This is a genomic window from Streptococcus sp. HMSC063B03 (assembly GCF_001836965.1).
Classification (GTDB): Bacteria; Bacillota; Bacilli; order Lactobacillales; family Streptococcaceae; genus Streptococcus; species Streptococcus pneumoniae_F.
Genome location: NZ_KV831016.1, coordinates 75,867 through 88,935, shown reverse-complemented (window position 1 = coordinate 88,935; position 13,069 = coordinate 75,867). Strand labels below are relative to the sequence as shown.

Sequence of the window (13,069 nt, the reverse complement as noted above, 5' to 3'; positions counted from 1 at the left end):
GTCAGGCTAGCCATAGCCTTATCATAATTGATTTTAGGCTGTTCCGGTTGTTTCGGTTCAACCGGTTGTTCTGGTTGGCTAGGTTGCAATTGCTTGATTTGTTCAAGAGCGTTGTTGAGGGCTTTATTGACATCTTCTTGAGTCTTAGCTTCTTGGATAGCTGCGATTGCTTTATCAGTAATTTCAACTAATTTTTTCTTAGCATCGTTGTTAGCACCAAGTTCAGCTACTTTTTTCTCGATAGCTTCAGTCAGGCTAGCCATAGCCTTATCATAATTGATTTCCGGCTGTTCCGGTTGTTTTGGTTCAACCGGTTGTTCTGGACTTGTTTCGTCTCCAGGTTTTTGGTAATTTTCGTCTTTGCTAAGAATATCTTGCAAAGCAGTGACTGTTGACATCACATCTTGTACATTTACCGTATCAGAACTTAATTGTGCAGTGAGTTTATCAAGATTAGACTTAAATGCTTGACGTGCAGTTGCTGTATTTTTCAAACCACTTGGATCAAAGTTAGATAAGTCGTCTTTCCATTTAGAGAGAGATTGAAGGATTTGTGTTTTGCTGTAGAGTTCGCTTCCTTCACCACGAGTGATGAATTGATCCACCTGGATACCGATGTTTCGAGACAAATCGTTTCGATCAGAATCGAGTTGAAGGGTGACTGCGTGCAAGTTTTCATCAAGACCTTTTAGGCTAACCAGAGTTTGATTGCCTTGGCGTTGGGCAGCGTGACCGCTAAAGTATTTCTTGCCCTCAATAGTCGACGCATTTCCCATGCCCTCTTGGTAAGGAACTTCTTTGCCGTCGAGGAATACCTTGTAGATACCATGATTTGGATCAACATAGCCCTTGATATCAAGTCCAGTACCGTAGAAGTAGGCTGTGACAGTTGTCTTTTTCTTTTGTTCATCAGTTAAGCGACCAAAGGAAGCCCAAGACTCCGTTTTTTGGTACTTGTCTGCTGAATTGGTTTCATGGTGCCAGCCAGGACTGTAATCCAACTGACTAGCTTGGTCATCATAACTTGTTTGATCCTTGATCAGCAATTCAGCTTTCATCACTTGGATGGTTGCATCGGTAGCAAAACCGAGCAGGGCACCATCAGTGACAGAAGTGAGCTTGGCCTTGAAGTCAAAGATAGAGTCGGCTTGTTCTGTAAAGTCAATCGTTGGGATGGTAACAGTCTTTTCTGTTTCTCCATCTTCAAAAGTCACATCTTGAGTTGTATCTTGGTAAACTTTACCGTGAACCCCAGTTCCAGGTTCTGTGATGAAGCGAACAGTAGCAGTTCCCTTGCTTCCACCAACACGTTTAATTTTAACAGTGACTGGTTTTCCTTTTTCGACTTCGTAAGAAGTTGCTTCAAGCTCAAACATACCCTTGCTGTTATTGTTTAGAGTGTAGATTCCTTCTGTAGCAATTGGTTCACCTGTTTTATTAACAAGGGTAATGGTATGTTGGCCAGGTGCTAAATCGTCTGTTTCATATACTTTTTGGCTGCGTTTACGGCTAGTGTTCTTAGTTTGCACATCCGCAACTTTTTGGCCATCAACGTAGACGGACATTTCTCCATGACCTGGGTCAACTGTAGAGACGACATAGGCCTTGGTTCCTGCGAAAGTATAGCTTACTTTGGCATCTTTTTGATTGGTCCACATAGAAGTGCCACGAACACCTTCAGATTCATTGTACCAAGTTGTACCGGCTGTATCCGCTGTTGTATTTGAGTGGTATTCAAGTCCAAGAGGGTAGCCGTCTGTCTTTTCGATACTACTTGGTGTCTTGTAGACTGAGAAGTTGGTTAAGATTGGAGTTGCTTGAGCTCCGGTGATGGTTACACGGATTTTTTGTGCCTCTACAGGCTTGCCTTGAATCAAGCGACGGTAACCAACAGTTGAACCTTCTCCGTAAGTCACCCAGCGACCGTTGATTTCGACTTCAATCTTGAAACCAGAGATACGTTGACCTTTAGCGATGTCTTCCTTGAGTTCGACAACGTCAAAGCGTCTCTTTTGTCCCAAATCGACTGTGAAGCTACCTGTTGTGGCATCATTTGAGAGCGCCCAGCTGGTATCGTCTTTGCCGTCTGTCAGGTGACTTTCTTTATAGAGGTGGTTCTGACGAGTAGAACTTGCTGTTACAGTCGCTCCTTTGGCAAAGTCAGTCGCATACATTTGGTCTAGGGTTGCTTTGAATTCCTTCAAGCGAGCCACATCAGCATCTGCGAATTTTCCTTCTTTGTTTGGTGGAATGTTGAGAAGAAGTGGCGTTCCACGACCAACAGACTTGAAGTAGATATCCATCAATTCTTTGAGGGATTTTGGTTGCTGATTATCGTGGTAGAACCAGCCAGAGCGGATGGAAACATCTGCTTCCCCTACAGAGTACATATCTCCGTCAGGGTCACCGTGGTTAAGGTATTCGTTCTTAACATTTTCGGTGATGTTGGCTTTCTTGACCTTATGCCATACAGGGTCACCTGCGATACCACGTTCATTTCCGATCCAACGAATACTTGTTGGTTGTGCAGAGAAGATAGCGATATCTCCTTCAGCTTCCTTAATATATTTGAACCATTCGTCAAAGGTGTAGGTTACTTTCTGGGCACCGCTACCGCGTGCTCCATCCATCCAAACTTCGATAAATTTACCCTTATTACCGTATTTTGGATTACCAAGGATTTCTTTTAGTTGATTGAGGTAGTATTCGTTGTATTCTTTTTCTGTATCAACCTTGTATTTAGGACTATTAACATCCCATGGAGATAGATAAACCCCCATATTCATATCGTATTTAGTAGCTGATTTTGAAACTTCTTCTAAAAGGTCTCCCTTACCATCTTTCCATGGACTTGCAGCTACGGTATGATTTGTATATTTAGATGGGTAAATAACGAAGCCATCGTGGTGTTTCACTACCATAATGGTGCGTTTAAAGCCAGTTTCCTTTAGAGTACGGATCCATTGATCTGTATCTAAGTTAGTTGGATTAAAGTATCCTGGGTCTTCATTTCCATGTCCCCACTCAGAATTAGTATAAGTATTCATACCATAGTGGATGAAGGCGGCTAATTCTTCCTTGTGATAATCAAGTTGAGCCTTGCTTGGAAGGGGACCGTGATTTCCAATTTCTGTTTCCTTATCTTCTGGATGAGCAGCAGGTAAAACAGTTGAAGTCGGATTAGAGCTATCAGAGATTTTTTCGTATTCAAAGACAACATCATTCACACCCTTGTGCTGGATGATGGCTTCTAAACGTGGAGTGATCGCGCGGTAGCCTGCGATTTCTTTTGCTTCAAAAGTGTTTACAAAAGAAACATCGTATTCTTTTCCGTCATTATTATCAGTAACAACATCTGCTAATTCTTGCTCTGAGCCTTTCAAACGATAATGAATGGCAAATGAACCTTTATTCACTTTATAAACCACCTTGATGACCCGTGTTCCTGGAGCTGTTTTGCTGACGACGTTGTAGGTCCACTCATCTTTGAGTTGTTTGTTGATTTCGACGCCATCAATAGAGACAATCTGGTATTTCTCTTGATTTTTTGTATAGAAGTCGGTTTTAGCGATTTCTTTTTTGAAGTCATAATCAAAAGCTGTTCCAACTTCAGTTTTTTCAACAAAAGTATCATCAGTTTTAATTGGATTACCAGTTTCATCTACGTGTTGAACAACTACACGTCCGTAATCGATTCCTTTAATGAGTGTCGCAACACCATTTTCATCGAAAGAATATTGATTTTCACCAATAACAGCAGTTTTATTTCTGAACATTTCTCCTTCAGGAGTAAAGTAATATCGTTTCCCATTATCACCTTGGTACCAACCTTTGACGCCATATTTTGCGATAATATCTTTTACCCATTTGACTTGCTCAGGTGAGAGGACGATCCCACCACCGAAACGGTCTTTGTCAGGGATGCCGTTTTCAATTGTGCCGTGTTGGTGAACACCGACTACTTTACCATCACTGTTGATAATACCAGCACCTGAAAGGCCTGAAACAGAAGTCATATGATAGGTGATGCCTTTTGAGCCTTTATCATCATAATTATCAACAGATTTCACGACACCGTCAGCCTTGTAAAGTTGACCAGCTACAATTGGTTTTTTGAGCTCAGGTGAGCTTGAGTCAGTTGGATACCCAATCGTGCTAACAGGGTCCCCTGGTTGATAGGTTTTATTTTCTGCCAAGGGAACAAAGGTAGCAGCTTTATTTGGACTAGCGATTTGAAGAGGAACAGGTGCTACAACAGCAGCCAAGTCATTTTGATATCCTTTTCCAAATTCTTTCTTGTTCCAAAAATGAATATCTTCTTCTTTGAATAGAGTAGTATTACCCGTTACAGGCTGAGAATTGCGAACAGCAGAATTAGAACCGAGGTTATAGTAAAACTTAGCAGAATCTCCGCCTCGAATATGTCCTTCTTTTGTATCACGGTTTGATTCTAAAAAGTTGTGGGCAACAGTCAAGATGACATTTGGTGCCACAAAAATACCAGAACCAGACACGATATAGCGTTGGGAACCACCATTGTAAATAGTGTAAATCATACTAGCAGCAGTAGCAGGTTGTCCTTCATAAGGGACGTGCTTCAAATCTAGACCACCGTTGATAATTGCACGATTACCATTTTCAGCTTCTTTTGGAAGTTCTTCCTTGTTTTTTAGAATGCTTTCTGTCTCAACTTTAGGACTATCCTTCTTGTCTACGATTGCTGAAGTATCTATGTTTTTCACGGGTGCATCAGGATAAGCTTGATCGTGGATTTCTTCAGGAAGCAAGTCAGTAGTTTTAGTTTCTGCTACAGTCTTCTCTTCTACTGGTTTAACAGTTTTTTCTGCTTTCTCTGCTTTCTCTGACTCTTGAGGTGTAGAAATTACAGGACTTTCATTTTTGACTTCTGGTTTGGTTTTTTCAACTTCGGCCAATTTTTCTACATTTGGTTGAGAGCTTGTAGCTTCAATTTTTGCTTCGTCAGCTAGTGCTGTACCAGATGCAAAAAAAGCAAGCCCAACCATAACCGAAGCAACACCAACGGTTAATTTTCTGATGCTAAAAGTTTGCTCTTTTTCAAAAAGGTATCGATTCATAATGTACTCCTAGTTTGAATCAAGACAGTCAGCTACTGTCTGAGCCCAAGTATGACTTGGAAACGATTTTCTTTAGCGATAGTTAGATTTTGTGCAATAGTTTGAGACTAATTACCCCCTCTGTTTAAGCGCTTTCATTTTAGAATAAAAAAATTAAAATTGTTATCTTAATCTTTAAAATAACCTAAAAACCTTAACATAACAAATATACTAAATTGTTCCAAGAAATGCAATAGAGAAAGTAAACCTAATTTAAAGAAATTCTTTCACTTTTTAAAGAAAAAAATACATCCTTTCAAGAATTAAACTGAATGAAAGAATGTATTCAAAAAAAGTCAGAGTAATTTTTGTATCGCCTCTTCAATTTGTTTTGGGTCTGTTTTTGAAGAGAAGCGTTCAAAGACCTGCCCATCTCGACCGATGAGAAACTTAGCGAAATTCCATTCGATTCGTTTTCCTAGTGGACCAGATTTTTGTTCTTTTAACCAAACATAGAGAGGATCTGCTTCCTTACCGTTGACCTTGATCTTGGCAAAACGTGGGAAGCTGGTCTGATAATGTAGGCTACAGAAGGCGTTGATTTCCTCTGCACTACCTGGTGCTTGTCCCATAAACTGATTGCAAGGGAAGTCTAAAATCTCAAAACCTTGTTCTTGATAGCGGTCATAGAGTTCTTGGAGACCTTGGTACTGGGGCGTTAAACCACATCCAGTAGCAGTGTTGACAACCAAGAGAATCTTACCACGATAGGTCTCTAGTGGAGTTTCTTGATGGTCTTGGTTCAAGACTGAAAAATCGTATAGTGAAGTCATTGCTTGCTTTTCTCCTTCTGTTTGGTATTTTTAGGAGTTTTCTCCTCCTGTAGTGATAGAAATCCGTAGGTCAGGGTTCCAAAAATGCTACCGATAATCAGGCCATACATCAGCAAAGGAACACTTTTATCGAATTGCATGAGCAACTTCACAAAATCTGAAAGGGACATCTGTTGAACGAAGACCTTATGAAAGATGAGTAAGGTAAAGAGACCAATCTGAAGACCGATAAACACAATCCAACTCCTAAATTTGATTTGGGCTTTGCTGTAGGTTTTGAGGATGATTTCTGATTTGTCATCCTTTTCAAGATGAAGCTCTTGGACGGCTTTTTGAGCTTTTATACCCATGAACAAAATGAGTCCAAAATAGATGTAGGGCATAACATTTCGAACAATTTCTATAAAGCTTCCGAACAAAATATAGAATAGGAAGAGAATGAAGGAAGAGTAAAAGATTTGGATCATGGAACGGGCGCAAGCCTTGTAGATAACCTCTTGACGGCATTCATCAAAAGGCCCTTGGATATGAAAGAAATTTCGAAGTAGGCGAGTGGTGAAGTCTTCTTTTTTCATGGGTGATTTCTCCTAAATGAACGATGCTATTTTGTTTCTTTTACGAATTGATAGAGATAATAAAGATAAGTGATAGAAGAAAGGATAGCGATAGTTAGCAGTATATAATATTTCCAATTGCCTGAGACGAGCATCAGTTGTGGTAAGGATAGAATCATAAAGAATAGTGCTAAGTTGAGTATACGTGTTTTTGGGGAGTCAATCTTTAGATAGGTCAGTCCTTTGTTAAGTGCTGGAATAAAGACTAGCACGAGGAATATCTCTCTGATTGGCAAGTTCCCTGAAATGATAATGAAGATGAGTAGAGAACTGAACAAAAGATGATAGGTAAGTAAAGTTAGTAATGATTTCATAGGGCACCTCCTAATCCTCATCTTGATCTTTCTTAGCTTTAGCAATGCGACGGGAGATGAGGAACTGTATGCTCGCTCCGAAGAAAATAGAACCGAGAATGCTTGATACACCATTTCTTATAGTGAGGAGAGAATGAAAATAGTCCTGACCTTCACCTATGAGTATACTGAGAAGAGGAGTTATAAAAAACATCCATAGACCAAAGAACAAACCTGCTTTAAGACCTGGGTAGCGAAGTTGCTTACTTTCTTTCTCACTCAGCATATCTGGCTCAATAGTTGTAATCCCTGTTTTTTTCATTTGGTAGGTGAGATAGCTAGCAGCGATGAGGGCAATCACTAAAATCAGAGGAGGATAGATTAGAGCCACTTCTTGAGGGTATTTATAGGCCAGAAGGAGTGGAATAAGATTTCCGAAAATCATCAGATAAAAGAGGACGATAAAGACTTGGTTCCCAATACGATCGGCCTCACGCCGTTTGTATTCGTCAAGGGGATCAGAAATACCGTATGTGCGTTTGATCAGTTTTTCAGTAAAGGTTTCTTTTTTCATGAGTTTGCTCCTTTTTAAAAATCATCCTCCCAAAAGAGACTATTGAGGTCAGTTTTGAGGCTGCGGGCGAGATTGAGACAGAGTTCCAGGGTTGGATTGTACTTGTCGTTTTCAATCATATTGATGGTCTGTCTCGAGACACCGATATCCTTGGCGAGTTCGAGCTGGGAAATACCCAGTTCCTTGCGAAACTCTTTCACACGATTCATCTGGTCTCCTTTCTGATTTGTGTCGTATATATTTGACTATATTATATTCTTCTATGAAATAGATGTCAAGCATATTTGACATCTATTTCTTAAAGAAATCTTACTTTTTTTGCCCTATTTGTCTGACTAGTGCAAGCTGGTCGGATTTGTGGTAAAATAGATAGGATATGACAAAAGAATTTCATCATGTAACGGTCTTACTCCACGAAACGATTGATATGCTTGATGTGAAACCTGACGGTGTTTACGTTGATGCGACCTTGGGTGGAGCAGGCCATAGCGAATATTTATTAAGTAAATTAAGTGAAAAAGGCCATCTCTATGCCTTTGACCAGGACCAGAATGCCATTGACAATGCGCAAAAACGTTTGGCACCTTACATTGAAAAGGGGATGGTGACTTTTATAAAGGATAACTTCCGTCATTTACAGGCACGTTTGCGCGAAGCTGGTGTTCAGGAAATTGATGGAATTTGTTATGACTTGGGAGTGTCTAGTCCTCAATTGGACCAGCGTGAGCGTGGTTTTTCTTATAAAAAGGATGCGCCACTGGACATGCGGATGAATCAGGAAGCTAGTCTGACAGCCTATGAAGTGGTGAACCACTATGACTATCATGACCTGGTTCGAATTTTCTTCAAGTATGGAGAGGATAAGTTTTCTAAACAGATTGCGCGTAAGATTGAACAAGCACGTGAAGTCAAGCCAATCGAGACAACGACTGAGTTGGCAGAGATCATCAAGTCGGCTAAGCCTGCTAAGGAACTCAAGAAGAAGGGCCATCCTGCCAAGCAGATCTTCCAGGCTATTCGGATTGAAGTCAATGATGAACTGGGAGCTGCAGATGAGTCCATCCAGCAGGCTATGGATATGTTGGCTCTGGATGGTAGAATCTCAGTGATTACCTTCCATTCACTAGAAGACCGCTTGACCAAGCAATTGTTCAAGGAAGCTTCAACGGTTGAAGTTCCAAAAGGCTTGCCTTTCATCCCAGATGATCTCAAGCCCAAGATGGAATTGGTATCCCGTAAGCCCATCTTGCCAAGTGCAGAAGAGTTAGAAGCAAACAACCGCTCGCATTCAGCTAAGTTGCGCGTGGCTAGAAAAATTCACAAGTAAGAGGAAAAAATGGTAGATAAGAAAGAAACAACCAGTCAATTCTTGCAGAATCGTATAAAAAAATTCTCACGTGTGGAGAAGGCTTTTTATCTTTCCATCGCTTTTACGGCTCTCGTTTTAGCAGTGAGTATCATCTTTATGCAGACACGACTCTTGCAAGTGCAAAGTGATTTAACAAAAATCAATGCGCAGATAGAGGAAAAGAAGACAGAGCTGGATGATGCTAAGCAGGAAGTGAATGAATTGATTCGTTCCGAGCGCTTGAAAGAGATTGCAGATAAAAAAGATTTGAAATTGAATAATGAAAATATCCGAACAGCGGAGTAAGATATGAAATGGACAGAAAAAATAACCCGATTTGCGATAAAAAATCGTAAATCTCCAGCAAAAAATCGTAGGATAGTTGGCAAGTACCTCAGCTTTGTAGCTGTTGCTCTTTTCGCCCTCTTTTTGGCCAATTTTGCGTATATTATCGCAAAAGGTAATATATTTGGTACTGACTTGGTAAAAGAGGCTAGAAAGGTTCACCAAACAACTCGAACAGTACCTGCCAAACGTGGGACGATCTATGACCGAAATGGAGTGCCTATCGCTGAAGATGCAACCTCTTATAACGTCTATGCCGTTATTGATAAAAAATACAAGTCAGCAACGGGTAAAATTCTTTATGTAGAGGATTCGCAGTTTAATAAGGTAGCTGAAGTCTTCCATAAGTATTTGGATATGGATGAAGCTTATGTGAAAGAGCAATTAGCTCAACCAAATCTGACCCAAGTTTCCTTTGGAGCAAAAGGAAATGGGATTACCTATGCCAATATGATGGCTATTAAAAAAGATTTGAAAGATGCTAGTGTGGAAGGGATTGACTTTACAACTAGCCCTAACAGAAGCTATCCAAATGGACAATTTGCTTCTAGCTTTATTGGCTTAGCCCAACTTCATGAAAATGAGGACGGCAGCAAGAGTTTGTTAGGAACTTCTGGTTTGGAGAGTTCTTTAAATACCATTCTTGCTGGGAAAGACGGTATTATTACCTATGAAAAAGACCGTGTAGGAAATATCGTACCAGGTACAGAACTGGTATCGCAACAAACTGTGGATGGCAAGGATGTTTATACAACATTGTCTAGTCCGCTACAATCTTTCATGGAAACTCAGATGGATGCCTTTCTAGAAAAAGTAAAAGGTAAGTATATGACCGCGACCTTGGTCAGTGCAAAGACTGGTGAAATCCTTGCTACCACCCAACGACCGACATTTAATGCAGATACTAAAGAAGGAATCACTAAGGATTTTGTTTGGCGTGATATTCTTTATCAAAGTAATTATGAACCAGGATCAACCATGAAGGTCATGACGTTAGCTTCTTCTATTGACAACAATACCTTCCCAAGTGGAGAATATTTCAATAGTAGTGAATTAAAAATAGCGGATGCGACGATTCGAGATTGGGATGTTAATGATGGTTTGACGACTGGTGGGATGATGACTTTCTTACAAGGTTTCGCTCACTCCAGTAATGTTGGAATGAGTCTACTTGAACAAAAAATGGGAGATGCTACTTGGTTGGATTATCTAAACCGCTTTAAGTTTGGGGTGCCGACGCGTTTTGGTCTGACTGATGAGTATTCAGGTCAATTGCCTGCAGATAATATTGTCGATATTGCCATGAGTGCATTTGGTCAGGGGATTTCTGTAACGCAGACCCAGATGCTACGTGCTTTTACAGCCATTGCCAACGATGGGGTTATGTTGGAGCCAAAATTTATAAGTGCTATTTATGATACTAACAATCAGTCTGTACGAAAGTCTCAAAAAGAGATTGTAGGAAAACCTGTATCTGAAGATGCAGCAAGCTTGACTCGTACTAACATGATATTAGTTGGGACGGACCCTCTATATGGAACTATGTATAATCACTACACAGGAAAGCCAATTATAACAGTTCCTGGACAAAATGTAGCAGTTAAATCCGGTACGGCTCAAATCGCTGATGAGAAAAATGGAGGATACTTGGTTGGTTCTACCAATTATATTTTCTCAGTTGTGACTATGAATCCTGCTGAAAATCCTGATTTTATCTTGTATGTAACGGTTCAACAGCCTGAGCATTATTCAGCTGCCCAGTTGGGAGAGTTTTCCAATCCGATATTGGAGCGGGCTTCAGCGATGAAAGAATCTCTGAACCTTCAATCTCCAGCTAAGAATTTAGATCAAGTGACGACAGAATCTTCGTATGCAATGCCTAGCATCAAGGATATTTCACCTGGTGATTTGGCGGAAGCCTTACGTCGAAATATTGTGCAACCAATCGTTGTTGGTACTGGAACAAAGATTAAAGAGACTTCTGTAGAAGAAGGAAAAAATCTTGCACCAAACCAACAAGTTCTCCTTTTATCGGATAAGGTAGAAGAAATTCCAGATATGTATGGCTGGAAAAAAGAGACTGCTGAGACCTTTGCTAAATGGTTGGATATTGAGCTAGAATTTGAAGGTTCAGGTTCCGTCGTCCAAAAGCAAGACGTTCGGACCAATACAGCTATCAAAAACATTAAAAAAATTAAATTAACTTTAGGAGACTAATATGTTTATTTCCATCAGTGCTGGAATTGTGACATTTTTACTAACTTTAGTAGGAATTCCGGCCTTTATCCAATTTTATAGAAAGGCGCAAATTACAGGCCAGCAGATGCATGAGGATGTCAAACAGCATCAGGCAAAAGCTGGGACTCCTACAATGGGGGGGCTTGTTTTCCTCATTGCTTCAGTTGTGGTGAGTTTCCTCGTCGCTCTTTTTTCAAAACAATTGACCAATAATGTTGGTATGGTTTTGTTTATTTTGGTCTTGTATGGTTTGGTTGGTTTTTTAGATGACTTCCTCAAGGTCTTCCGTAAAATCAATGAGGGGCTAAACCCCAAACAGAAATTGGCTCTTCAGCTTCTAGGTGGTGTCATTTTCTACCTTTTTTATGAGCGTGGGGGCGATATGCTCTCTGTCTTTGGCTACCAAGTGCATTTAGGGATTTTCTATATTATCTTCGCTCTTTTCTGGCTAGTCGGTTTTTCAAACGCAGTCAACTTGACAGATGGTATTGACGGTCTAGCTAGTATTTCCGTTGTGATTAGCTTGTCTGCCTATGGAGTTATTGCCTATGTGCAAGGTCAGATGGATATCCTTCTAGTGATTCTTGCCGTGATTGGTGGTTTGCTTGGTTTCTTCGTCTTTAACCATAAGCCTGCTAAAGTCTTTATGGGGGATGTGGGAAGCTTGGCCTTAGGTGGAATGCTGGCAGCTATCTCTATGGCCCTCCACCAAGAATGGACTCTCTTGATTATCGGAATTGTTTATGTCTTTGAAACAACTTCGGTTATGATGCAAGTCAGTTATTTCAAAGTGACAGGTGGTAAACGTATTTTTCGTATGACGCCTGTGCATCATCATTTTGAGCTTGGAGGATTGTCTGGTAAGGGAAGTCCTTGGAGCGAGTGGAAGGTCGACTTCTTCTTTTGGGGAGTGGGGCTATTAGCAAGTCTTTTGACGCTAGCCTTTTTATACCTATTGTAAAAAATAATCTTTTATTGATAAAAGAAACCAGGATGAAGCTTATCTTCATCCTGGTTTTTGTATGCTTAAAAGTTAATTGGACTCATCCTTCTTACTCTTAAGTAGAAAAGTTGCTGTTAGGACTAGACTCAATCCTGACAAGAATAGTAGTGGACTAGACGTTTCACCAGTAGCTGGAAGTTGTTCTTTAGGAGAATGATTTGCCGATTGGACAAGGTCTGGACTAGATGAAACTTGCTCAGAGCTGTTGGCTAATGGTTTGATATCTGTTTCACTTGGTTTTTGCTCTGCAGTAGTTGATGCTCCATTAGCTCGATAAACGACTGCATAGGTACTGAAATGAGTAGTCGTAAATTCTGCCATTCCCTCGCGAATAGTAAAATCGAGTGCCTGTAACTCTTTTGATGGAGTTAGGTAGTAGACATTTTCGACAGCTGAGGAAATAGGCAAGCGTACCAAGACAGCCCCTTTTGGTTGTAAACTCTGGTCTGTTGAATTTTTAAGGTGAAGATCGTAAGCATCATAGATCTTACCAAATAGTTCTTGAGCTAATACACGTCTGCTAGAAATGTGAGAAATTCCCTCTAAGTCAGTCGCTCCTCCAATAATTTCAACTTTAGTCTTTTCATCCTTTAAGACACGAAGTTTATATTCAGGAACAGAAACAGTAGGCGGTTGTTCTTGTCCCGCTGTCCCGACAGGTTGAGTGTACTCAGGGATAGAAACAGTAGGCGGTTGTTCTAGTCCTGCTGTGCCGATAGGTTGAGTGTACTCAGGAATATTTACTA

11 protein-coding genes are annotated in these 13,069 nt (G+C 40.5%); 4 read left to right on the top strand and 7 right to left on the bottom strand.

Annotated features, from left to right (window positions below; translation table 11 throughout):
- The 6 genes from HMPREF2628_RS02535 to HMPREF2628_RS02510 form a co-directional block, all read right to left on the bottom strand.
- Positions 1-5,096 (bottom strand): alpha-L-fucosidase (locus HMPREF2628_RS02535; protein WP_070842244.1); only part of this gene is annotated, 5,096 nt, incomplete at its 3' end.
- A 335-nt stretch (positions 5,097-5,431) separates the two neighbouring features.
- Positions 5,432-5,908, bottom strand: a complete 477-nt coding sequence (locus HMPREF2628_RS02530) for a glutathione peroxidase (RefSeq protein ID WP_070842243.1) — start codon at positions 5,906-5,908, stop codon at positions 5,432-5,434.
- The gene (locus HMPREF2628_RS02525) at positions 5,905-6,483 is read right to left on the bottom strand and encodes a DUF3278 domain-containing protein (protein ID WP_070842242.1); all 579 of its coding nucleotides are present in this window, start codon (positions 6,481-6,483) and stop codon (positions 5,905-5,907) included. The genes HMPREF2628_RS02530 and HMPREF2628_RS02525 overlap by 4 nt, the downstream gene beginning before the upstream one ends.
- 26 nt (positions 6,484-6,509) lie before the next feature.
- Positions 6,510-6,836 (bottom strand): hypothetical protein, encoded by a 327-nt coding sequence (locus HMPREF2628_RS11025; RefSeq protein ID WP_070842241.1) that lies wholly within the window; start codon positions 6,834-6,836, stop codon positions 6,510-6,512.
- A 10-nt stretch (positions 6,837-6,846) separates the two neighbouring features.
- Complete coding sequence (locus HMPREF2628_RS02515; protein WP_070842240.1) at positions 6,847-7,389, bottom strand: DUF3278 domain-containing protein; 543 nt, start codon at positions 7,387-7,389, stop codon at positions 6,847-6,849.
- A gap of 14 nt (positions 7,390-7,403) precedes the next feature.
- Positions 7,404-7,598 (bottom strand): helix-turn-helix transcriptional regulator, encoded by a 195-nt coding sequence (locus tag HMPREF2628_RS02510; protein ID WP_070842239.1) that lies wholly within the window; start codon positions 7,596-7,598, stop codon positions 7,404-7,406.
- 167 nt (positions 7,599-7,765) lie between these two features.
- Between HMPREF2628_RS02510 and rsmH the strand changes: the two genes are divergently transcribed.
- The 4 genes from rsmH to mraY are packed head-to-tail and all read left to right on the top strand — an operon-like array spanning position 7,766 to position 12,281.
- Complete coding sequence (rsmH, locus tag HMPREF2628_RS02505; protein WP_000159432.1) at positions 7,766-8,716, top strand: 16S rRNA (cytosine(1402)-N(4))-methyltransferase RsmH; 951 nt, start codon at positions 7,766-7,768, stop codon at positions 8,714-8,716.
- Positions 8,717-8,725: 9 nt separating this feature from the next.
- Positions 8,726-9,043 (top strand): cell division protein FtsL, encoded by a 318-nt coding sequence (gene ftsL / locus HMPREF2628_RS02500; RefSeq protein ID WP_000227824.1) that lies wholly within the window; start codon positions 8,726-8,728, stop codon positions 9,041-9,043.
- Positions 9,044-9,046: 3 nt separating this feature from the next.
- A complete protein-coding gene (gene pbp2X / locus HMPREF2628_RS02495) occupies positions 9,047-11,299 on the top strand; it encodes a penicillin-binding protein PBP2X (protein WP_070842238.1) in 2,253 nt (750 codons plus the stop codon).
- 1 nt (position 11,300) lies between these two features.
- Entirely contained in the window at positions 11,301-12,281 is a 981-nt protein-coding gene (gene mraY / locus HMPREF2628_RS02490; RefSeq protein WP_070842237.1) for a phospho-N-acetylmuramoyl-pentapeptide-transferase, read from the top strand.
- 72 nt (positions 12,282-12,353) lie between these two features.
- Here mraY and HMPREF2628_RS02485 read toward each other — a convergent pair.
- Positions 12,354-13,069, bottom strand: a 716-nt coding sequence (locus HMPREF2628_RS02485; RefSeq protein ID WP_142350484.1) for an SIALI-17 repeat-containing surface protein, incomplete at its 5' end; no start/stop codon positions are given.